The 21762-nt window shown below is 40.1% G+C and carries 20 protein-coding genes; 12 read left to right on the top strand and 8 right to left on the bottom strand.

The genetic code is table 11. The features are described 5' to 3' along the window. Positions 1-239: 239 nt before the first annotated feature. Together CH365_RS05445 and CH365_RS05440 are read right to left on the bottom strand one after the other, a co-directional pair. A complete protein-coding gene (locus tag CH365_RS05445) occupies positions 240-881 on the bottom strand; it encodes an NUDIX hydrolase (protein ID WP_425268540.1) in 642 nt (213 codons plus the stop codon). Further along, a complete protein-coding gene (locus tag CH365_RS05440; RefSeq protein ID WP_100767591.1) occupies positions 877-2046 on the bottom strand; it encodes a ribonuclease D in 1170 nt (389 codons plus the stop codon). Before CH365_RS05440 ends, CH365_RS05445 begins: the two co-directional genes overlap by 5 nt. Positions 2047-2086: 40 nt before the next feature. Between CH365_RS05440 and purF the strand changes: the two genes are divergently transcribed. Then, positions 2087-3553 carry an amidophosphoribosyltransferase gene (gene purF, locus CH365_RS05435; RefSeq protein ID WP_100767590.1) on the top strand — a complete coding sequence of 489 codons (1467 nt, stop codon included), beginning with the start codon at positions 2087-2089 and terminating at the stop codon, positions 3551-3553. A 34-nt stretch (positions 3554-3587) separates the two neighbouring features. Here the strand turns inward: purF and CH365_RS05430 are convergent, their stop codons facing one another. Both CH365_RS05430 and CH365_RS05425 read right to left on the bottom strand, forming a co-directional pair. After that, the gene (locus CH365_RS05430) at positions 3588-4592 is read right to left on the bottom strand and encodes a hypothetical protein (RefSeq protein WP_100767867.1); all 1005 of its coding nucleotides are present in this window, start codon (positions 4590-4592) and stop codon (positions 3588-3590) included. Beyond that, entirely contained in the window at positions 4576-5049 is a 474-nt protein-coding gene (locus CH365_RS05425) for an LIC13259/LIC11441 family protein (protein WP_100767589.1), read from the bottom strand. The genes CH365_RS05430 and CH365_RS05425 overlap by 17 nt, the downstream gene beginning before the upstream one ends. 163 nt (positions 5050-5212) lie before the next feature. Between CH365_RS05425 and CH365_RS05420 the strand changes: the two genes are divergently transcribed. Genes CH365_RS05420 through CH365_RS05370 form a run of 11 tightly spaced genes read left to right on the top strand, consistent with a single transcriptional unit; the run spans position 5213 to position 17817 of the window. Further along, positions 5213-5533, top strand: coding sequence for a (2Fe-2S) ferredoxin domain-containing protein (locus CH365_RS05420; protein WP_100767588.1), 321 nt, complete (start codon positions 5213-5215; stop codon positions 5531-5533). A 12-nt stretch (positions 5534-5545) separates the two neighbouring features. Then, positions 5546-6574: a zinc-binding dehydrogenase gene (locus CH365_RS05415; RefSeq protein ID WP_100767587.1), complete on the top strand. Its 1029-nt coding sequence runs from the start codon at positions 5546-5548 to the stop codon at positions 6572-6574. Beyond that, complete coding sequence (locus tag CH365_RS05410) at positions 6574-7143, top strand: LEA/WHy family protein (protein WP_100767866.1); 570 nt, start codon at positions 6574-6576, stop codon at positions 7141-7143. Before CH365_RS05415 ends, CH365_RS05410 begins: the two co-directional genes overlap by 1 nt. After that, entirely contained in the window at positions 7133-7462 is a 330-nt protein-coding gene (locus CH365_RS05405; protein WP_100767586.1) for an LIC13255 family lipoprotein, read from the top strand. Before CH365_RS05410 ends, CH365_RS05405 begins: the two co-directional genes overlap by 11 nt. Beyond that, positions 7462-7953: a hypothetical protein gene (locus CH365_RS05400; RefSeq protein WP_100767585.1), complete on the top strand. Its 492-nt coding sequence runs from the start codon at positions 7462-7464 to the stop codon at positions 7951-7953. The genes CH365_RS05405 and CH365_RS05400 overlap by 1 nt, the downstream gene beginning before the upstream one ends. A gap of 24 nt (positions 7954-7977) precedes the next feature. Continuing rightward, positions 7978-8919, top strand: coding sequence for a DUF1175 family protein (locus tag CH365_RS05395; protein WP_100767584.1), 942 nt, complete (start codon positions 7978-7980; stop codon positions 8917-8919). 10 nt (positions 8920-8929) lie between these two features. Then, a complete protein-coding gene (locus CH365_RS05390; protein ID WP_100767583.1) occupies positions 8930-13546 on the top strand; it encodes an alpha-2-macroglobulin family protein in 4617 nt (1538 codons plus the stop codon). After that, the gene (locus CH365_RS05385; protein WP_100767582.1) at positions 13527-14198 is read left to right on the top strand and encodes a YfaP family protein; all 672 of its coding nucleotides are present in this window, start codon (positions 13527-13529) and stop codon (positions 14196-14198) included. The genes CH365_RS05390 and CH365_RS05385 overlap by 20 nt, the downstream gene beginning before the upstream one ends. A gap of 1 nt (position 14199) precedes the next feature. After that, positions 14200-14916 (top strand): DUF2135 domain-containing protein, encoded by a 717-nt coding sequence (locus CH365_RS05380; RefSeq protein ID WP_100767581.1) that lies wholly within the window; start codon positions 14200-14202, stop codon positions 14914-14916. Between the two features lie 5 nt (positions 14917-14921). After that, positions 14922-16016 carry a penicillin-binding transpeptidase domain-containing protein gene (locus CH365_RS05375; protein ID WP_100767580.1) on the top strand — a complete coding sequence of 365 codons (1095 nt, stop codon included), beginning with the start codon at positions 14922-14924 and terminating at the stop codon, positions 16014-16016. Between the two features lies 1 nt (position 16017). After that, positions 16018-17817 (top strand): hypothetical protein, encoded by a 1800-nt coding sequence (locus CH365_RS05370; RefSeq protein ID WP_100767579.1) that lies wholly within the window; start codon positions 16018-16020, stop codon positions 17815-17817. Here the strand turns inward: CH365_RS05370 and CH365_RS05365 are convergent. The 4 genes from CH365_RS05365 to murA are packed head-to-tail and all read right to left on the bottom strand — an operon-like array spanning position 17814 to position 21656. Further along, positions 17814-18533, bottom strand: a complete 720-nt coding sequence (locus CH365_RS05365; RefSeq protein WP_100767578.1) for a hypothetical protein — start codon at positions 18531-18533, stop codon at positions 17814-17816. The two genes, CH365_RS05370 and CH365_RS05365, sit on opposite strands and share 4 nt — an antisense overlap. Continuing rightward, on the bottom strand, positions 18530-19711 hold the full coding sequence (locus CH365_RS05360; RefSeq protein WP_100767577.1) for a SpoIID/LytB domain-containing protein: 1182 nt from the start codon (positions 19709-19711) through the stop codon (positions 18530-18532). The genes CH365_RS05365 and CH365_RS05360 overlap by 4 nt, the downstream gene beginning before the upstream one ends. Next, positions 19708-20361 carry a 4Fe-4S dicluster domain-containing protein gene (locus tag CH365_RS05355; protein WP_100767576.1) on the bottom strand — a complete coding sequence of 218 codons (654 nt, stop codon included), beginning with the start codon at positions 20359-20361 and terminating at the stop codon, positions 19708-19710. Before CH365_RS05355 ends, CH365_RS05360 begins: the two co-directional genes overlap by 4 nt. Further along, positions 20358-21656 carry a UDP-N-acetylglucosamine 1-carboxyvinyltransferase gene (murA, locus tag CH365_RS05350; protein ID WP_100767575.1) on the bottom strand — a complete coding sequence of 433 codons (1299 nt, stop codon included), beginning with the start codon at positions 21654-21656 and terminating at the stop codon, positions 20358-20360. Before murA ends, CH365_RS05355 begins: the two co-directional genes overlap by 4 nt. Positions 21657-21762: the final 106 nt, after the last annotated feature.

Below are 21762 nucleotides of genomic sequence, written 5' to 3'. Positions count from 1 at the left end.
GAATGCTCCTATGTAAAATGCCTTTTGAAGTTCGAATACGAACTTTAAAACTCCCGGAAAAAGAGTTTTTAATTATGTCGTATATAATTTCGGTCCACTTTTGAATTCTCTAAAGTGGAAAACCTCGTAGGACTACATTTTTTAGAGACGTAAGGGTTAGAAGAAAAATTGGAAGATGAGACAAAAAAATAGAAAGAAAGAAAAATCAAAAACCCTGGATCTTTCGTTTTAAACGGAAACTATTCAGGTTTTTTCACGTCCAAGAACGGCGCAGAACTTAGGTTAGGAGTTCTTAAAATGGGAGAACGATCAAAGCCCGCGTGTTCTCTTAAGAAGTCCACAATGATCCTTGCAGTGGCTCCCCATAACAGTCCCTCTTCTATATCGAAGTAAAATACTTCCATCAAAGGTAAGTCAGGTCTCCTTCTTCCCTTGATACTATAAAACGGAGCTTCCCAAAGTCTGTCCAATTCCAGTATGATGATCCTTTCTACTTCTTCCGGATTGAATTCGAATTTAAAATCTCCGGAATATTTAGCCAGGAAGGGAGTGATATGAAATCCAGTGTGAGTGAGTTGCCCTCTGTAATTTCCGATCACGGACAATTCTTGGTTGGGAGCCCCCATCTCTTCTTCCCATTCTCTAAGAGCAGTGAATAAAAGATCTTTATCTTCCGGATCTTTTACTCCTCCTGGAAAAGAGATTTGTCCTGGATGAGAAGCAAGATTCGGATTTCTTTTTTGTAAAAGGAAACCGTCTTGCCCATTCTTTTGAAACACAGGCATGACCACGGAAGAATGTGCTACATCTTCCGGTAGGTTTGGTTCTCCTTCGGGTAGAAAGGGAAGTTCCTTTTTTAATTTATCTAATTCTAATCTAATCAAATTTCTTTTTGATCGGGATCAAACCGGACAAAGTAGTCTCGTACGGTTTAGATTGGATTGCTGCCAGAAGAGAAGGTCCGTAATTTTCGACTTTCCAGTTAGAAAAAATACCGAGCTCTTTTAATTCTTCGATGGACTTAGGATTTCTTTTTGCAATCTCCGCGATATTCTTATTAGACGGCATCAAGTTATGACCCATCCGGCGAATGGACATAACTGTTTCTCGCCATTGCCTTAATCTTTTGAATCTGTCCGCTTCTTCTCCCGATAAATCCTCGATAGATCTTTTAAATAGATCATTTTTTTGGATAGGAGGTCCGCTTGGATTTTTATAAACCTGATATAAATTTTCAGCGTCTTTTTTGCCTACGATATCTACGAGTTTGTTTAATTCTCCGCGGGACTTGACTAATTCCAAAACTTTATCGTTGTTCCAAACTCGGAAGGGAGCCTTGTTCAGTTTTTTTGCTTTTTCGTCTCGAAAGCCTAGAGTATCATGAAGTGCCCTTCTTTCGTCGGAACCCAATTCTAGAACATTTGGAAATTTTTCCAAATTGATGGAAAATCCTTCGAAAGGTTCGGGCTCTTCTTCCGCAATCTTTACGAACTCTGAAAGCGCTTCGTCTAACAATTTCCGTTTTCCGAGTTCTTCTCTCATTTTGTCCCAAATGGATTCCAGATAAACTGTATCCAAAGCAGCGTATTGGAGCTGACTTTTTTCCAGAGGGCGCTTTTCCCAGTTGGATTTTTGCTCCTTCTTGGAGAGTTTGACCTTGTGATAATGTTCCACAAGATACAACAAAGAGTTCTGTTCTAAGTCTAATAAACGAGAGCTGAACATCGTGTCTGCGATGTTTATAAACTTGAAACTGAAGTCTCTTTTCAGAGCTTTGATATCGTCTGAAGCGGAATGAAATATTTTTAAAATGCTTGGATTCTCGAATAGAGGTCCTAACCCGGAGAGATCATCCAAACGAATAGGGTCAAAGATATAATTTTTACCCTTAGAGGATATTTGGATAAGACAAACTTTGGAATAGTAGGTGTAATAACCGCTGGATTCCGTATCAATAGAGAGGCAATCGGATTGAGAGAGAGTAATCAATGCCAACTGTAGGCTTCGGACGTTGTCTACGACAATATAATCGGATTGTATTTGCATCTAAAAGGCGACCTGGGAGACTAGCGTCGGAAGGGGGACCATGAGTTCGATTCCCAATACGTCCAGTCTACGGACCCTAGTCCGAGATGACAAACCAAAAGAAGAATGTGCTATCTTTGGGATTTTTAATTCTCCAGAGGCAGCCAATTTCACTTACCTCGGCCTGTACTCCATGCAGCATAGAGGCCAAGAATCGAGCGGGATCGTTTCCTCCGACGGCGAACATCTCTACCGTTACGCCGGGATGGGACTCGTAGCCAATATTTTTACCGAAGGCAAAATCCGGGAGCTAACCGGAACCGCGGCCATCGGGCATAATCGTTATTCTACCACAGGTGCGAGCTTCTTAAGGAACGCTCAACCTCTCAGAGTCGAGTCCCATTTGGGGCCAATCGCTCTGGCTCATAATGGAAACCTGGTAAATTCCTGGGAAGTTCGTTCCCAACTGGAAAAAGAAGGTTCCATTTTCCAAACCACAATCGATTCGGAAGTGATTGTCCACCTGATGGCTCGCTCCGGAGAGACGGATCTGCTTTCTGCGCTTTCTTCTGCTCTGAAAAAAGTAAGAGGGGCATATTCCCTGGTTGTTCTTACCAAAAACCAATTGATTGCAGTCAGGGATCCGAACGGTTTCCGTCCTTTGGTAATGGGAAGAAGGGATGACGGATCCATCGTATTCGCATCCGAAACTTGCGCATTCGATATCACTGATACCACTTACGAAAGAGATGTGGAGCCAGGTGAGATGATCGTTGTGGATAGAACAGGAACCCGTTCCTTCTATCCTTTCCCTCCTGCAAAACCGGCTCTATGTATTTTCGAATACATTTATTTCGCAAGACCTGATTCCAATATTTTTGGTGAGTCAGTGTATAAGGTCCGTAAAGCGCTTGGAAATCAACTCGCTCAAGAACTTCCTGTAGAGGCTGACGTTGTGATTCCTGTTCCGGATTCTGCAAATATCGCAGCTTTAGGATATTCAGAAGCTTCTGGAATTCCTTTTCAATCGGGACTCATCCGTTCTCACTATGTGGGTAGAACTTTCATCGAACCGGACCAAAAGATCCGAGATTTCGGTGCCAAGATAAAGTACAACGTAGTGAAGAATGTAGTGGATGGAAAACGTGTTGTGATTGTAGACGATTCCATCATGAGAGGGACAACCAGCCGCAAGATCATTAAGATGATCCGAAATGCAGGTGCCACCGAGATCCATTTAAGAGTTTCCGCTCCTCCTACAGTTTCCCCTTGTTATTACGGTATCGACATTCCCACCCATAAAGAATTGATCGCTGCTACTCATACGATCGAAGAGATTCGAAAGTATCTAAGAGTGGATTCCATTGCATATCTTTCAGTGGATTCTATGCACAAAGCGGTTAGCGAGCATAGGGGCGGAGGTTTCTGCAACGCTTGTTTCACTTCGGATTATCCAGTGGAATTCCAAAGCGATATGGGAAATCAAAAGAGTTTATTCAAGGAATACGAGGTAGAAGAAAGGGTCTAAATATTTCCGCTCGATTGCGAATTTCTTTAGATCTTTATTTTACTCTGAAAACTTGCTGCCTTTTTCCGAAGGTGATAAAGTCGGACTCTTCTCCTTTGATATAGGCGGATAATAGGCTTTTTTCAGAAAATCCTATATGGCTCTGCTCTTCTAACATTCCTAAAATTTCCAGAGCCGCATCTTTGTCCAAAGTATTCAGATAATTTAATACTTCTTGGTGGGAGTTCTTTTTGTGAGCTTCTTCTATAATTTTGAGGACTTCTTCCCTTGCTCTTAATAGGGACTCTTTTCTTTCTACAAGTCCTTCCATTGTGGAAAGTATGATATTGATTTCGGGATCTTCCGAAAATAATTCCAGCAAATGAGGATAGATCGCAGGGAATCGAATCGGGAATTCGTATAAAGATTCTTCCAATCCTTTGTAGAGTTCCGCTTCTTCTTCTTTATTTAATCCTAAGGATTCTCCAAGTATGAGAAGTGTTTCGATCGGCATGAGTCCTAAAAATCTGGCTGCGAATATATTATCTTTCTTGGTTCTAAGACAGAATAATATAAATTTAGAAATCCTTTCAGGCGGAAGTCCGTTCCAGAATTGGGCTGCCTTAGAATCCAAAAAGTTAGTTTCAGTCCCGAAGACCTTCTTCTCTTTTTTAAGTTTTTGGAATATTTTAAAGTCTTCTTTTACGATCCTATAAAGTAAAGAATCGTCCATTTCCAGGATTGTGGACATGACCTGATCTGGAGAAGATATGGAAAGAAAGTATCGAACCAGGTCGAAACCGATTTCAGATCTTGTGGAAAAGTTTTCTAAGATATCTGCAGGAGCTTGTTGGAATGCAGTGGCGCCGACTGAAAATGAACTGACTCCTTCTAAAAACTTTTCTAATTTTTCGAAGGCAAAACAAGCCTGTTCACCGGAATCATTCCAATTCGACTCCCTGTAAAAATCCCTACAATTGCCGGGACAGGGTTTGGACTCGGAGACTCCCGCTAGACAGGTTCTTTCTTGTTGTCTTTCGTTTTCAGGGAATAAGATCACCACAATCACGCATATCCGGAGCGTAAGGATTTAGGATTTTCATACCGGAAAATACCCATGTCTTTTTGACCATTGGACAATAGAAACGGTTTCTTCCAGACTGTAATCCGTGGACCTTCATAGTATTCGCCAAAACTTCGCTAAACTTGGAATAGGCCTCAAAGGATACTTTCACATCCGACGATTTTGCCTCTTCTAGTACATTCTTCATATCTATGGCAAAAGATTCCAAGCCACCTTTTACTTCTCCCAAAGAATTTAAGGAAGAAATTAATCCGCTTACATCAGGCGAAACTCCTTCTGTTGTTAAGAGAAGTTGAATTATCTTATCGTTTTCCGACAAAACTTTTTCGAAAAGAGGTTTTTCGGTCTCCAATACAGGCTTCTCTTCCTTTTTGCAGAAAGAAAGGGAATATAATAATGAAGATAATAAAATTAGTAGTACGGATCGTTTCATCCTATTCTCCAAATATGAGTAAATACTCGCGAATCGAGCCTCTTAGACCATAAAAAAATCTTTTTTAGGTTCTGGCAACCGTTAGAGCTTCAAACTATTCTCCGAAAAAATGGGTTCAAAGCTTTTGCCTATATAGGAAATTAGGAGGAAAGGCAAGGCTCTAATGTATTTTGATAAGCATGTTTTTGTCTGCGAGAATGTCAGAGCGGAAGGAGAAAGGCCTTCTTGTGGCCCGAAAGGATCTCCTCAATTACTCGCTTATATGAAAAAGAGAGTACAAGAACTTGGATTAAAAGGTAAGATCCGTATCCAAAAATCGGGATGTTTGGATCGTTGCGAATTAGGTCCTGTACAGGTTTCTTATCCGGAAGGACTTTGGTTTTCTATCAAAACACAAGAAGACGCAGAAGTATTTATTCAAAATCATATACTAGAAAATAAACCGGAAGCGATCCGGCATCTGACGTTAAAGGACGAAGAGTGAGAGGGTAATCAAATGGCAAAAAAATTCGAACTACCAAAATCGTATCTCGCATACGAATTGAAAGAATACAGCAACGAACCTGGAAGAGCTAAGATTGTAGAAAAAGAACTTAAACCTTTAAAGAAGGGAGAGGTTTTACTTAAGGTACATTCAGGCTCCATCAATCCATCCGATCTAATGTTCATGAGAGGATTGTATGGAATTAAGAAAAAACTTCCTGTTGTTCCCGGTTTTGAAGGAAGCGGCTTGGTGATTGCAAGCGGCGGAGGCTGGAGAGCAAATTCTTTAGTGGGTAAACCAGTTGCATGCGTGGCTCCGAATAAAGGTGACGGACCTTATGCAGAATACATGATCACTGATGCATATTCTTGTTTTACTTTAGGAAAAGATGTAAGCCTGGAGCAAGGTGCTTGTTTATTCGTAAACCCTATCACTGCTTGGGCATTACTTGATCAAGTGATCCGAGAAAAACATAAGGCATATGTTCAAACAGCTGCCGCTTCTGCCTTGGGAAAAATGTTATTAAGGCTTTCTAATAAAAAAGGAATCCCTGGCATTCATGTGGTAAGAAGAAAAGAACAGGTGGATCTTCTTAAATCTTTGGGTGCAGAACATGTATTGGATTCCAGCTCTCCTAATTTCGATAGAGAACTTAGAGTTCTTTCTAATAAACTGAATGCTACTATTATGCTGGATGCAGTTGCAGGAGAGATTACGGGAAGAGCGTTGGCCGCTATGCCTTACGGAAGTAAATGTGTGGTTTACGGCGCATTATCAGAAGAGCCTATTTCTTACCATGCAGGACTTGGTATTTTTCAGGACAAAAAGATAGAAGGTTACTGGCTTTCTTCTTGGATGCCTCAGCAAAGTCCTTTTAAAATTTGGAGGATCACTTCTGAGATCCGTTCCCTTTTAGGAAAAGAATTCCAAACCGAGATCGCAGCTAAATATCCGCTCAAAGAAGCGGACAAAGCGATCCAAGAATATGCAAATAATATGACTAGAGGAAAGGTCCTGATTTCTAACGGATGGGAGCTTTGATGGGAATCTCATCCGGTACGAGGCAAATATTTCGACCTTGGGTTTTAGTTTTAGGAACTGGTATCCTTTTTAATTCCTGCCTACTGGACCTAAGGGAGAATGTTAAAAAATTACAGACTTGTAAGTTTAGGATTATAGAAACCAAAACGGAAAAAGTGGAAATTCTGCCTTTTCCACCTTCTCCAAAGATCGTAATGATATCTAAATTGGAGATAGAGAATCCGAACGATTCTTCTGTTAAAATTTATAAGTTCGATCTTGGTGTTTTTACCTCAGGCACTGACGGAAAAGAAGCCGAATTAGCCAGGGTCATCTCGGAAGAAGAAACTGAAGTCCCTGCTTTTTCTAAAACCGTGATCCAACTCAAGATAGAAACAAGCTTTGAAAAGAGAGAAAACAAGGATAAACTATTACTTGGAATTTTAGTAGTCACGAACCTCATTGCCGGAAAAGATCCGAATTTGAGAATGAAAGGTAGCGTAAGATACAAAACCGTTTTAGGAGAAGTAGATCTTCCTTTGGATGAAAAAATACGATTATTACCTAAGAAGCCGGAGTATGAAATCTAAGAGTGTGAATTTTAGAACTTCCTATAAAAGTCTGATCCTTCTTATAATTGTACTATTCGGTTTGTCGGATTGTTCAGACGTGGACGACGACTTTTATTCCTTTGGAGAAGCAGCTACTAAGATCATGGTAGCTTATGCCGCAAAAGATGCCGAATGCGGATCGAGTAGACAGATCACCTCTTTTGTTCCCGGAAAACAAAGGAAGAAGGATGTGGACAATTGTGTTGCCTCAGTCGCTTTCGAAAAATGTAGCTTCTGGACGCAGGCAGGAGATCCGGTTCCGTTTGCATGTAAGGCAATCGAGTATAGATTGAAGTGATGGGATGGATAGCCAGACATTTTGATTATTTGATTTTTGCTGCGCTGGCTTTGTCCGGTCTTTCCTATCTTTATATTCTTCTCACTAGAAACCGAAGACACGATTCTAAATCGGTAGTTCGTTATGATATTCCTTCGGAAGAACCTATGAGTTTTGATCCGAACGAAAAACCGAAAAAGAAAGAACCTAAAGTAAATGTTCTAGAAGTATTCGATTATAACGGGATCAAAATCATGCATGAAAATGGTTTGTACACCGTGAATCATGCTGGAGAGATTCAGGTCTATGGTTCTTGGCAGGTCCTTCCTCCTAGGTACCAGGCAATGGTCAAGGAAATGGATAAAACTTCTATAGGACAAAAGAAGAAAGGAAATTATTATATGGAAGTTCTGAACGGAACTTACTATGTAATCTTTCCAGACGGCAAAAAACATAAGTATCCTAAATTCGAAGATATTCCGGAAAAGATCAGAAAGGCCTTGGGCTATTAAACTTATCTAATCGAGGCTCTTTCCTTGAAATTTCGAATTTCTTATCTTCTAGTATTCGTTTTGCTCCATTGTAATTCTTATTTTGAATCCGTTTTGGATCCGACTGAACTGAGGATGCCCGCGGACGGCAAATCGGTTGCCGTATTAAAAATTTCGAATCCGATCTTCGGCGCAAAAGACAATTTTGTTTGGGAAGAGATAGATCCTGAATTACTTAAACTTCTCTCGAGAGAAAAAAACGACAGAGAAGAGATCTTACGAGTGCAAGCGGGGAAGGTCCCTTCAAATATTAGGATACGAACTCAGAAAGGCAAAACGGTTGAAATTTTGCTTTTTAGCCGAGACGGGGATTTTGACCAGGATGGATTTCCTGATTCTGCAGAGCTTAGAACAGAATCGGATCGCCAGACCTTTCGAGACTGGTTTGTTCGGATCTCATTGTCACAATATTTAAAGGAGAATTCCTCCTGGAACCTGAAGGAAAGAGATTGCAGCGGATTGATTCGTTTCGCATATAAGGAGTCTTTAAAGGCTCATACCCAAGATTGGCAAACTCGGACAGGGATCTTATTGGATAAAAATTTACCGGATGTCCGGGAATTTAATTACCCGGATATACCCTATATTGGTAAAAACCTGTTCCGGATCGGAGAGGGCAAATTCGGAGAATTTGCGGACGCGGAAAGTTTGGAAAAGTTCCATACTTCCTTTGTTTCCAAGGAGTTAGAGTCTGGACTAGCGGGAGATATTCTCTTTTTCAGATCGGATCGCGGAGTTGGGACAAATTTCCATTCTATGATCCTTATAGAGGGAGAAGGTCAAAATCCCCAACTTTTATATCATACCGGTTCGGAACGAGGCATCAAATTGATCCGAGCAAAAGAATTGGAAAGAAGTGTGTTGTTTTCCCCGGAAAAGAATAACCGAAATTTTCTTGGGGTTTATAGATTTCGGATTTTAGAATAGGAATTTCAGAATGAGAACTCGTGTATCGGATCGTAAAAAGATAATATTCTCTTTTCTCGCAATTTTGATCTTTGCATTAGGATTATTTTATGTGAAACCGAATCTATTCGGTTCCGCTGCATTTTATCTGGGAACGGATCGCAGTTTTGGCTCCGGTGAAAATGCTTATGTAAATCTGGAAGGAAACGGAACTGTAAATTACGAATTTAGAGTATATAAGATTGCCGATCCGCAAGCGTTCTTGACCAAGAAAGTAAAGGAAAGATTGGTCCAAGAGAATAATGACGGAGCCTTCGGAAATCCGATCGCACTCTTTACAAGAACTGTAGATAAATTCACTTACAATTTTCGTAAGGTTGCTAGAAAAGAATTCAATTCCAAAACAAGGTCCGAATTGAAAAAGACATTAGGAATTGATTATGAAAAACCTGATGAATATAAACCTTTAGCGGTCCCTGCTATTTTAAAAGACCAAGAATTGGTCGCTACATTCTCCATTCCCACTGTAACTTCTTTTTGGGCGTATCGTAGGATCCCTGTCCCGATCCGAGACAATGGTGTTTACCTTGTAGAAGGAGTTTCCGGATCTCAGTTGGCTTATACAATCCTGATTAAATCCGGTCTGAATTTTTTAGTAAAACAATCGGACGCAGAGACATTCGTGTATGTGGGCCGTAAAGATAGCGGAGAGCCAGTTTCCGATGTAGACCTGACTCTTTTTAATTTAGAGAATGGCCAAGCATTCCAAACTGGAAAAACAAGCTCTGATGGAACTTACTTTTATAAGGGAAGAAGTCCCGTAAAAGGTTTAGTTCTCGCTCATAAGAATGGAGAATATTCGGTTTCCGATCCTGAATTTTATTCCAGTTCCTTTTATGGAGAAGGTGGACCAAGAGCTTATATTTATACAGATCGTCCCGTATATAGACCGGGAGATACTGTTTACTTTAAAGGAATTGTTAGAAACTTTTCCCAAGACGATTATAGAACTATCTCCGGCACCGGTGTGATTGCGGTTGCAAGCGAGCAGGGAGAAACTTCTATTCCTAGCGTTCCGATCAATATTTCCGGAGATAACGGAACTTTTTCAGGAGAATTTGTAGTTCCTGAATCTGCAAATGCTACTCTAGGAAATTATTCTCTTATATTAAATTTCCGTGATAAAACTTTCCAAACCGAATTTGCGGTGGAGGCTTATAAAAAACCGACCTTCTTGGTATCGGTATCTGTTCCTAAATCCAATTATTTACAAAGAGAAGAAGTAAATGCTCTTGTAAAGGCAAGGTATTATTACGGCCAACCGGTAGCCGGGCAAGAGGTTGCTTATAGAGTATTTCGCAGGCCTAAATTCGACTATTCTCCTGTAGGAACGATTAATTTCGATGCTTCTTCCGATTATTTGGAACAGTCCGGACAAAGTGATAAACAAGAATTGGTTTTGGATGGAAAAGGAAAGTTAGATTCCAAGGGACAATATTCTATCAGCTTTAAACCGGATAAATCGGATGCGGATTCTGTTTATACTATCATCGCTTCCGTTCAGTCAGAGGACATGACCTTGGATGGATCTGCTTCCTTTTCCGTAAATCGAAGTGCATTTTTTGTTAGGATCTCCAAGGATAACTCCGTATATGAACCTGGGAAAGAAGCAAAGTTAACCGTAAATCTGATCGCTTATGATAAAACTTTGAGCGAAGTAGAACGCCAGAAAATGGTGGGAAATCGAAATGTGGATCTAATTCTCTACAATCGAGACATCCAATTTGTAAAAGAGGCAAATCGTTCTAAAATTTCTTCTTTGTCTGTGATGACTTCTGCCTCTGGAGTTGGGACCGCTTCTTTCACGATTCCTAAAAGAGGACAATTTGTTTTAGTCGCGGAGACCAAGGATCCGAACGGAAATCTTACAAAGTCCGAAACATTCTTCTGGGCTTCTTCCGTTTCTGATTCTATCGAAATTCCTTTCAAGGATATTACTCTCAAACCTGGTAAGGATATTTATTCCGTAGGAGACACTGCGGAAATTCTGGTCTTAAGTCCCGTTTCAAACGGACATATGGTTCTGACTTTAGAAGGAAATAGGATCTTCAAAAAAGAAGTGGTGAAGATGAAGGGAAACGCTTTAAAATATGCGGTTCCGATCACTGCGGAAATGAGTCCGAATTTCACGTTATCTGCAGTTCAGTTTTCAGGAAATGATGTTTATAAAAGCCAAGTAAGAGTGGTCGCCCCTCCTGAGCAGAAATTCCTGAAAGTAGCTTTAGAGCCAGGACATAAGGTATATCGCCCCGGTGATAAAGCTGAGATCCGCTTAAAAACTACGGGCCTTGGAGGCAACGGAGTTTCTGCGGAAGTTTCTCTTGCAATAGTGGATGAGGCAATCTATCAGATCAAAGAGGAGAAGACCCCGAATATAGGAACATTCTTCTATCATCCAAGAAGAAATAACGTGCAGACCACTTTGGCATCCGCTTATAAGTTTTTCGGATATTCGGAAAATAAAAGATTAAAACTAGCCTTGGGGAAAAAAGGAGACTCCGTTTATTCTGCGATGAAAAACGAGGACCAGGCGCGAGATCGTTTTAAAGATACAAGTTATTGGAATGCAAAAGTAAAAACCGGGCCGGATGGGACTGCTACTGTTAGTTTTAATCTTCCGGACAATTTGACTTCTTGGAGAGTGACCGCAATCGCTATCACTCCGGACACTAAAGTAGGAAGAGGTCAAACCAGTTTTGTTACCAAAAAAGATCTGATGATCTTAGGTGGAATGCCAAGATTTATCATCAAGGGGGAAACTCAAAAAGTTTCCGCTACGATTTCTAATCAATCTCCAAGCAAACTTCCTATTAAGGTTACCGTAAAAGCAGAAGGCGCAAAAATTTTAGGAAACTCCGAAACTACAATCAATTTGGAGCCAGGTCAAAACCAATCTCTACATTTTGATGTGCAGACTCTTGCAGATCCTAAAATCAAATCCGCGAAGATCAGCATTCTTGCGGCGGCCTCTGGTTACCAAGATTTACTTAAATCTGAAATCCCACTCAAGACTTGGGGATTGCCTAAAACTATTTCGGATAGTTTAGGAATGGAAGAAGGAGAACATTCAGGAGTTCTAAACTTAGAAGCGCCTAAAGAATTAGGAGACCCTCGTTTGGAGGTTCGACTCAGTCCTGCTTCCTTACCAGCTTTAAGGCAGTCTCTGGATTATCTTGCAGATTACCCTTATGGTTGTGTGGAACAAACTATGAGTAGATTCTATCCTCTTTTATCCGCTCAAAAGGCCGGTTTCATCAATGAGAGACTTAGGAAAGAACTTCCTAAGATGATAGATATAGGATTAAAACGAGTGTCGGAACTCCAACGCACTGATGGAGGATTCGGTTGGTTTGAAGGCGGTGTGGAAAGTGATGTTCTGATGTCTGCCTATGTATATAGGGGATTGGCAGTTAGTCAGAAAAACGGAGCCAAGGTTCCTGCTCCAGTATTGAGCCGAGCCAGAGCTTATTTGTATGATGTTTTGGGTAAGGGCGATCTTTCCCCGAATGCAAAGGCATATATTATCTTTTCTTTAAGTGAAGGTGGTAATTTAGAAGATTCGATTTTGGACGGTTTAGTAAAATCGTCCGCTAAGCTGAACCAATACGGGCAAGCATTGCTTGCATTAACATTAGCTAATAAAGGTAAGAAAGCGGAAGCCTCTACCTGGTTTAAAAAAGGAGTGGAGACCAGTGGATTCGGCAAAAAGCCATTCTTCAAACTCACTTCTTACGGTAAAAACCCTCGCTGGGAAGAAGATAGGATTGAAACAATTTCCGCACTTTTGAGCGCGGGAGTTCGATTGGGAGAAGATAAGGTCATTCTTGCAAATCTTGCTTCTTCTCTTTTATCCAATCGTATCGAATTGGCCTGGAATAACTCAAGAGATACATCTGCTGCGGTCTTGGCACTGTCTGAGTTTTTGGCTTCTATTCGTGAATCGGAAACTCCTGCAAATGTAGAGATCATATTGAACGGAACCAGTTTGAAAACCGTAACTCTTCCTCCTAAGTCCGAGCAAGGAGAGTTGTATAAGATCCCGATTCCTTCCGAGTTGATCCGCTCCGGGCCGAACAAAGTTGAAGTTTTGAAAAAGGATGGGCCTGTACTTTATGCAACCGCTTCCTTATACTACACGGATCGAAGTAAGAAGATCCAAACATATTCTAATGGAATCAAAGTAAAACGGACCTACTATAAGTTAAAAGTGGAATCGAATGATATCACTCCAGTAGAATCTAAAACTTTCCAGCCGGGTGATTTGGTAATGGTAGAAGTTTCAGTCCAGAAAGAAGGAGACGCAGACTCTTATTACCAAGTAGAAGATTCACTACTGCCCGGATTCTCATTCTTACAAAGAGATGCAGAGTATTATGCAGGCGATCTGAAGATGGAATATCTAAGTCGGCAGATTTACGACGATAGAGCCGTATTCTTTGTAGGAGGTCCTACAAAAGAATTTAAGGTCCGATATTTTATCAGAGCAGAAGTAGGAGGGAAGTACAAGGTAATTCCAGCCAGAGCTTCCTTAATGTATTATTCAGAAGTAACAGGAGCGAGTTCAGACGATGAAATCAACGTTCAATAATCTACTTCTAAGTTTCCTTTTACTTTTTGGATCTGCTACGTTCGCGCAGACTGTGACTATAGATTCTCCTCATGGTGGTTTCACTACTGAAAGGATCCAAACTGTTTCCGGTTCTGTTAGTGGAAATCTAGAAAAAGCGACTATTGTAATTAACGGAATTCCTCAGATGATCCGTTTACAAGGCGGAAAATTTTCCTTAAGCACAGTAGTTGCTCCAGGAACAAATCTGATCGAAGTAAAAGCAGGCAACGCAAGCGATAGAGTTTCTTTCTTCGCAGCCGTTCCACCTAGAGATATCAAAGTGGTTCTTACTTGGGACACGGCGACTGATGTCGATCTTTGGGTTTTGGATCCTACGGGAGAAAAATGTTTTTATGCAAATCGTTCCACTAAGACCGGAGGAAATTTGGATGTGGACGTAGTGGATGGATATGGTCCTGAAACTTTTACCATGTCCAAGGCATTACCAGGGAATTATTCCATCCAAGTGCAGTATTACGGTTCTTATGATAAGCCGGTCACCAGAGTAAATGTGTATGTGGTCTTGAACGAAGGAAAGCCGAACGAAAGAAGAAAACAATTTCAGTTCGTGATGACACGTTCCCAGCAAGTATATCATATTGCGAATTTCGAGATAGATCCGGAATCCTAAGATGTTTTTTTCCAATCCAAATATGTCTTCTGGAAAGTTGAGCAGAGGTCTTGGAATACGGTTCCTTGCGTCCTTTGTCATAGTATATTCGATTTCCATAATGTATTTGAATGCAGAAGCTGTTTCGATAGATTCTCCTAATGGCGGCTTTACTACCGAGAGAATCCAAAAAATTTCAGGAACTGTGACAGGTATTAGCCCAGAGAAAGTCACGGTAGTTATCAATGGTATTCCTCAGATGGTGCCCTTGTATGCCGGAAAGTTTTCCTTTAGCACTGTGGCTTCTCCCGGAGACAATCTGGTGGAGGTCCGTGCAGGCAGGGCTTATGATAAGGTCAGCTTTTTTGCAAAGGTTCCTCCTCGAGATATCAAAGTTGTTCTGACCTGGGATACTTCGAGTTATACGGATCTTTGGGTAATCGATCCTTCGGGGGAAAAGTGTTACTGGGCCCATACTTCCACTAAGTCTGGAGGAAATCTAGTTTATGATGATGCTACTTTCGCTCCTCAAACTTTTACCATGTCTAAGGCTCTACCCGGAAATTATGCAGTCCAAGCACAGTATTATGCTCCGTTTAATGCCCATGTTACCAGAGCCAAGGTATATATAGTTCTGTATGAAGGAACTCCCAGAGAAAAAAGAAAACAATATCAATTCACAATGACCAGGGCCCAGCAAGTTTATCATCTGGGTAATTTTGAGATAGAGCCGGATTGATCGGAATGAATTCAAAAGTATATTATAAAATCAGAATTCTTTGCGCTGTGCTCTTTCTTTGCGCGGTTGGAATCGGAGCGGCACCGAAATTTTCTTACTCGTATTTGGATGAAACGGTAAAAGAATTCGAATCTAAAAATTCTACATCTTCTGTAGTCTTGATGGAAATTGAATCCGGAAAAGTAGAATATATTTACAGACCGGAGATAGCAGTTTCAAAAAAATTACCTCCCGGTTCATTAGTAAAAACCTTTTCAGCTTTAACTTTATTAAAATACAAAGACAATCTTGGATTCTCTCCTGAAAAAAAGGTCTTATGCAAGGGTAGATTTTATCCTAAAGAAAATTTAGCTCCGATTAAATCGGATCTAAACACATTCCATTTGCCTCAGGATGAAAACGGAAAAGAGTATTTGAGATGTTCCTTGGCAAAAGGCCATGGAGAAATGGATCTCAGATCTGCATTAGTTCAATCATGCAATGTATATTTTTTAACGAATGCCTCATCCGACCCTGATCTGTTTTATTCCAAATTGTACGAGGATTGGAGTTTGGGAAAATCCACTCGATCTAGATTGGATTCTTATATAGAACCTTCTGATACAAATTTTACTTCTATCAGCCCCTTGCGAAAAGTAGCGGCTTCTATTGGAGAAGGTGGGCTTCTTTTAAGTCCTTTGAAAATTTCACAGTTGTACGCTTCTATTTGGAAAGAAGGTCCTAGACTTTCTCCTTATTGGGGACCGGATCGAAAGCCTATTCGATCGGAAGATAATCCTTATACAGGAAAGGATTTGAGATGGATCGTTTCTGCTCTTTCCGAGGTTCCGAGATCAGGAACATTAAAGGATTTGAATATTTCTGAAAATGGAAACGTGGAAATCCTGGGTGCAAAAACCGGAACTGGAACTAAATTTATGCACAAGTATGAAACCCACGGATGGACAGTATTATCTTTTCGTAAAGATCAAAAATTGTATGTACTAACCGTTTTCGTGGACAATGGTTCCGGAGGGAATCAGGCCAAATCCTTGGCTTCGATTCTTCTGGATAAGATCGATCCAAAAAGTAAAAATTCTGCAATAAAATCAGGTAAATAAAATGAGAACTTGCATCCAAATTTTCAAAACAAAAATAATTCCTAAAATCAAAGGTCTTTTTTCGAAAGAATCATTGGAAAATTTTAAGATCGGATTTAGGGAAAACATATTGAAAGATCCTAAAGTAGGTGCCCCAGCGGGAGCGGGAGTCGTGTTTTTAGCAATCGGCTTCTATCTTTCTTTAAAAGGATATTCCATTGACTCCTCGATCAAAGATCCAGCTCTCCTCATTCCTAAAAAAGCAAACGTTCTAGTGGAAATATATCGCCCGGAAGAATTTGTAGAAGACCTAGAAAAAACAAATTTAGGAAGAGAACTTTCCGAAGATGGTACTTTTCAGAAAATTCTCACCTTGCCTGAACTTAGAAAGATCAGTTCTGTTTTATATTTATTAGAAGCAAAAGCGGGTGTAATGACCAAACCATCCAGGTTGGCGGCTTTATTTGATGGACCTGTTGCCGCAGCAATATTCCCTAAATCTAATTTTCTGCTCGTGGGTAAGGCGAGTGCAAGTTCCAAGTTGGGAGTAAGTTTAATCACTGCATTCAAGGGAGAAAAGATTGTAATTAAAGAAGCTCCTAAGGAAGAAAAACCTCAAACTCCTCCACAAACAGAAGAAGGATATTATACTCCTACTGGTTCTGAAAATACACATTCTGCGGATGATTATGCCGATCAATTTGCAGCTGGCTCTGAAAAATTTGGAAACTTGGAAGCATTTAAATACGAATTTGGTTCTGGAAAAATTTTAGCAATTGTTCTGGGAGATTTTATCATTCTCACAGATTCAGAAGAACTATTGGAAAAATCTTTGGACCTTGCTTCTTCTGCAAATAGTGATTCTTTAGGTAACCAAAGTGGTTTTGATGTTTTAAGAAAGGAAACTTCTAAAAAAGAAAATAAGATCTTATTCTATGCGGGAACCGATTCTTTAATTGCTCCATTCCTTAAACCTTCTTTTGGAAATTCAGGAGTAGCTTTACTCTTAGGTTGGGAATCTGGAAAAAATTTGGAAGGAAAAGTTTATAAGATAGGTGGAGAGAAAAACCAAGTTGTTAGTTCCGGTCCCGCTCTTTCCAAAGTATTACCTCGAGAAACAAATTTAGTATTCTATTCGGAAGAATTAAAACCTTCTGAAGTTTGGAAATCTTTAGAATCCATAAGCGGAGAATGGGAAGAGTTTGGAGAAGGTTTAAATGCATTCGGTAAAAACGCGGGGGTCCATGAACAATACTTTGGTTCTGAAAAAGGGATTGCTCTAAGCTTTAACGGATTGGAATACAAGTCGGGTATGATTTATCCGAGATTTGGGATTTCTCTACCTGCTTCTGTTCCAGATGATAAACTTTTAAAAGCGATTTTCAAAGTTGGCAATCCTATCAAAGTTTCTTATCAAAATACGAATTTGGAATCTTATCCTTTGAGAAAAGGTGGCTTCTATACTCCTGCATCTTTGAAAGTGGGAAATTGGAAATACTTAGCTTCCGATAGGAAAAGTGCAGAAGAAACGGTCTCTTCCGGAAATGGAAATCGACCTAACCAAGCAGATCTATTTTCTTCCGGTCCTGCAAAAGAATTGGCTTATTATCCGCATCATTTAGTGGTCCGTGTGCCAGGAATTTTGGATGACCTCAAAAGTTTCTATTTGTATGGAGCAGAAGGTTCTTCTGAATATACTTCCAAAACAATTGATAGAGATGTGCAGCCTATTTTAGATAAACTGAAAGTTTATGAAAGACTGATGATCTCTTTCGGTTCAGGAAAAGAAAACGAAGATTGGGGAAAGTTGAAGGTCTTTTAATACCTCGACTTTATAAATTGTGAATATATATTTTGGATTTCAGGATTTGGAGCTTCTATAAAAGCTCGAAATCGTGCTTCCCCTTTTGTTTTTAAAAACCAGGAGCCCCAGAGAAAAAGTTTCTGGTATAAGATCTTCTTTTTAGCCCCGTTTCTTGTTTGGATTTCTTTGATACATTCTTCGTCGAATTTTTCCCAACTCCAAGGAAACTTAAGATCTACAGATGTAGGTTTCGGATTTGTTGGATACAGAGACTCACAATAAGATTCTTGCATCCAGAAGGAAGTTTCAGATTTAGATTCTGGAGCTAAAAAATGACAGATCTCATGTTTGATCACCGTATCTAAAATTCCTCTTTTAGCCAAACTTTCCGGATTTTGAAAAAAGAATTTATTACTTTCAGGAGAATAGAAAGCGGCTACGCTCCCGGATTGACCTGAATATTTTCTAAACACCTCGGAGTTTTCTGAGATAAATATTCGAACATCTTGGGGAATTCTTTTTTCTAATCTTTCCGATTCGGATCGGATCTCGGTCACGAATTTATCTGCAAATATTTCGAGTAATTTGTCGGGATTTTTCTGTTTATTCCAGTCGTCTAAAAAGTAAAATTCGAATCCTTCTATCTTTCTTCTTGCTGCCTGAGCGCTCGCTGCTTCGAAGAAGAATATTATAAAAAATAAATATAATAGAGATGATATAAGGATAGGTCTCAAGGGATTTGCCTCAGTTCCGCGCCTGGAAAGTAAAATTGAAGTATCTCTTCTGATTTCGCTCCTCGAAACGCCATTTCTCTTGCGCCATATTGACAAAGACCGATCCCATGTCCGAATCCTTTTCCTTTTAAATAAAATCCTCGAGCGCTTGTTTCGATCTTAAAATCGTTACTCTTGGTTTTATTCCAGCCTAATGATTTACCGATTTTAGATAAAAATTCGGAGGCTTGGATATTCTTTTTTCCCGAATAATCCTTATATTCTAAGGAAGTTATTCTGGATTCAGAATACTTAGGTTCTAATTCGGTTATCTGTTTTGTTTCCAGGGCAGATTCGATTTCTTCTTTTGAAATAAAAGTTTCCCAAGAAAAATACGGAGAATTTTTGCATTGTACTTCCCCTCCCTTGGTATCGGGACCCGATCTATAGTATTGAGGATTTTTAAAATTTTTCCAAAGAACAGAAGGAGAAGATAAATTTCCTCCGCAGGTAGAATGAAAGAATGTTTCTAACACTTTTCCACCTTTGTCTTGCAGAATTATTTTTTTAGAAGGAGAGAAGTTTATATTCTCCTTTTTTAATTTTCCTGAAAATTGAAGGCAATGAGTTAGATCGCAAAGATCGTGACCTTCTTTGGAATGTCTTCCTAGGTTTGCGAGCGCATAAGAACGGATCATTGCTAACGCAGCTATTGTGTATTCCTGTTTCCAGTTTGCATTCGGAATCTTTTCGTTCTTAGGATAAAGTAGATTCCCAAATTCTGAAATCATTCCGATCAATACATATTCCTCTAATGGAACGATAAGTATAAGTTTTAGTTTTCCTTTCGAAGACGATATTTCCAGATCTCCTCGATATTTTTTAGGGCTCTGATCTTTAGGAACTTCGAGTTCATATTCTCCACCGGAAAATAGAATATGTTCCGCTCTTGAGTTCCTGGTTCCGTCTATAATTCTGATTTGATCTTCTTCTGCTCGGATCAAAATCGTTTTATCTTTTTCTAAACTATTTTTTCCTGAATATTGAATTCTAGAATTTTTCGTAATGATACGGACCGTGTCCGGAGAATATTTAGATAAGATTCCTATTTTGATCTTATTTGGGATTTGATCTGCGAATAAAGAATTAGAGAATAAAAGTAGAAATGCCAAACATACAAGTTTGGAAAGATTACTCATTGTACTTGGATAGCCTTAGGGAAAGTAGGACAAGAAGAAACACATAAGCCGCAACCCACACAGTCATTAGAAAAGTTTGGTTTGTTTCCTTTGAACTGAACTACATTTGGAATAGGGCAGGTGATTGCGCAGGTTTCGCAGGTTTTTTCTCCTGTTCTGGAATTGATACAATGTTGGAAGAAACCTTTTGCTTTTCCGAATTTAGGAGATTGATTTTCTTTATAGGGTAAGAGTGCGCCTGTCTCACAAGCTGAGATACATGGATAATCTTTGCATAACATACATGCATTCAGATTCACATCCATATGAGGAAAATGTTTACCAGTCTTATCGTCAGGAACTGGAAAGAGAACTGAATAAGGACATGCATAGATACAATCACTGCAAGCAGTACATTTGGAAAAGAATCGTTTTCCTTTTGCGTCCGCTCCGGGAGGAAATTGTAAATTTCTAAAACCTTTAAATTTACTTTTAACTGTTTTAGGTTTAGGAACCTTGATCTGAGTTTTTTTAGGTAGGGCCGTTTTTGGTTCTGCTTTTTTATCTTCCTCTACAGCAGTTTTCCAGGTTTCCGAAATTTCATTTACGCCTTCTTCCATTACGGAAAATGCTTTTGCTAAGCCTTTCCGGAAGAAGTCTTTTCGGTTCATTCTTCACCTATCCTCTCAATATGAGCACCGAGAGATCTAAGTCTCGTATCTATGTTTTGGAATCCTCTATCAATTTGTACGATATTATGAATGGAGCTTGTGCCTTCTGCGCAAAGAGCTGCGATGATCATTGCCATTCCCGCTCTGATATCCGGGCTTGCTACTTTTTGTCCGTAAAGACGATTGGGTCCGATCACGATCGCCCTGTGAGGATCGCAGAGTATAATTTGAGCGCCCATCGAGATAATATTATCCACGAAGAATAGTCTAGATTCGAACATTTTTTCGTGAATGAGAACTGTTCCTTTACATTGTGTAGCAGTGACTAACGCAACCGAAGTCATGTCTGCGGGGAAGCCAGGCCACGGAGAATCATCTATTTTAGGAGTAGCTCCGTGATAATCCGGAATGATTTCCATTTTTTGGTCGGAAGGAACTAAGATACCTCCGTCTTGCGGACGAACTTCTATCCCTAGGCGGGAATATACCATGCGGATCATTCGGATATCTTCCAGTTCCACATCTCCGATAAAAATTTCTCCACCTGTGACTGCAGCTAAACTGATAAAACTTCCGATCTCCAGATAGTCGGATCCGATCCTATGAGGTTTGTCCGGAGTTTTTAAGGAACTGACTCCTTCTATCGTGAGGATGTTAGAGCCGATTCCTGAAATTTTTGCTCCGGCAGAAACTAAAAATTTACAAAGCCTTTGCACATGAGGCTCGCTTGCCGCATGACGTAAGATGGTAACACCTTCTGAAAGTACTGCAGCCATGACTGCGTTTTCAGTAGCAGTAACAGAAGCTTCGTCCATGAGAAGATCTGTGCCTCTGAGTCTATCACCTTTGATTTCGTAACCGTCAGGAAATACTTCTATCTGAGCGCCCAAGGCTTGGAGTGCGAGAAGATGAGTGTCCATTCTTCTCCGCCCGATCTTATCTCCACCTGGTCTCGGTAAAAATACTCTTCCGGTTTTGGCAAGAATCGGTCCTGCAAGTGTGACAGCTCCTCGGATCTTGGAACATAGTTCTGCAGGAAGATCCGACTTTAGATCTCCGTTGTTTCTGAATAAGAAAGTACCTTCTCCCTTATCTTCTACTTCCATTCCTAAATGGCGTAGAACGTCCATGAGCATAAGTACGTCTGAGATCTGGGGAATATTTTCGATAATCACTTCGCCAGGGACTAAACAGACTGCACCTAAAATAGGTAAGGCCTCGTTTTTGTTCCCTTGGGGCATTACAGTTCCGTGAAGAGGATTTTTACCGATAATTTTGAAGTATGGAGAGCTCATGATCCGACCAGTGTTATTGGTATAGTCATGCCTCCTTCTCCCACGGCAAGCACTTCACCGAGACCGAAATCGATTGACTCAAAAGGATTTTTTTCCGATCAACGTT

Origin of the sequence: Leptospira neocaledonica (assembly GCF_002812205.1) — a bacterium.
In the GTDB taxonomy this organism is placed as follows: domain Bacteria; phylum Spirochaetota; class Leptospiria; order Leptospirales; family Leptospiraceae; genus Leptospira_B; species Leptospira_B neocaledonica.
Note: the sequence above shows the minus strand (reverse complement) of the source record. Positions and strands in the feature narration are given on the sequence as shown.

Bases quoted from the DNA above. Each gene is read 5' to 3' on its own strand.
- CH365_RS05440 (WP_100767591.1), bottom strand. From the start codon at position 2,046: ATGCAAATACAATCCGATTATATTGTCGTAGACAACGTCCGAAGCCTA.
- purF (WP_100767590.1), top strand. From the start codon at position 2,087: ATGAGTTCGATTCCCAATACGTCCAGTCTACGGACCCTAGTCCGAGAT.
- CH365_RS05425 (WP_100767589.1), bottom strand. From the start codon at position 5,049: ATGAAACGATCCGTACTACTAATTTTATTATCTTCATTATTATATTCC.
- CH365_RS05420 (WP_100767588.1), top strand. From the start codon at position 5,213: ATGTATTTTGATAAGCATGTTTTTGTCTGCGAGAATGTCAGAGCGGAA.
- CH365_RS05415 (WP_100767587.1), top strand. From the start codon at position 5,546: ATGGCAAAAAAATTCGAACTACCAAAATCGTATCTCGCATACGAATTG.
- CH365_RS05410 (WP_100767866.1), top strand. From the start codon at position 6,574: ATGGGAATCTCATCCGGTACGAGGCAAATATTTCGACCTTGGGTTTTA.
- CH365_RS05405 (WP_100767586.1), top strand. From the start codon at position 7,133: ATGAAATCTAAGAGTGTGAATTTTAGAACTTCCTATAAAAGTCTGATC.
- CH365_RS05400 (WP_100767585.1), top strand. From the start codon at position 7,462: ATGGGATGGATAGCCAGACATTTTGATTATTTGATTTTTGCTGCGCTG.
- CH365_RS05390 (WP_100767583.1), top strand. From the start codon at position 8,930: ATGAGAACTCGTGTATCGGATCGTAAAAAGATAATATTCTCTTTTCTC.
- CH365_RS05385 (WP_100767582.1), top strand. From the start codon at position 13,527: ATGAAATCAACGTTCAATAATCTACTTCTAAGTTTCCTTTTACTTTTT.
- CH365_RS05380 (WP_100767581.1), top strand. From the start codon at position 14,200: ATGTTTTTTTCCAATCCAAATATGTCTTCTGGAAAGTTGAGCAGAGGT.
- CH365_RS05375 (WP_100767580.1), top strand. From the start codon at position 14,922: ATGAATTCAAAAGTATATTATAAAATCAGAATTCTTTGCGCTGTGCTC.
- CH365_RS05370 (WP_100767579.1), top strand. From the start codon at position 16,018: ATGAGAACTTGCATCCAAATTTTCAAAACAAAAATAATTCCTAAAATC.
- CH365_RS05360 (WP_100767577.1), bottom strand. From the start codon at position 19,711: ATGAGTAATCTTTCCAAACTTGTATGTTTGGCATTTCTACTTTTATTC.
- CH365_RS05355 (WP_100767576.1), bottom strand. From the start codon at position 20,361: ATGAACCGAAAAGACTTCTTCCGGAAAGGCTTAGCAAAAGCATTTTCC.
- murA (WP_100767575.1), bottom strand. From the start codon at position 21,656: ATGAGCTCTCCATACTTCAAAATTATCGGTAAAAATCCTCTTCACGGA.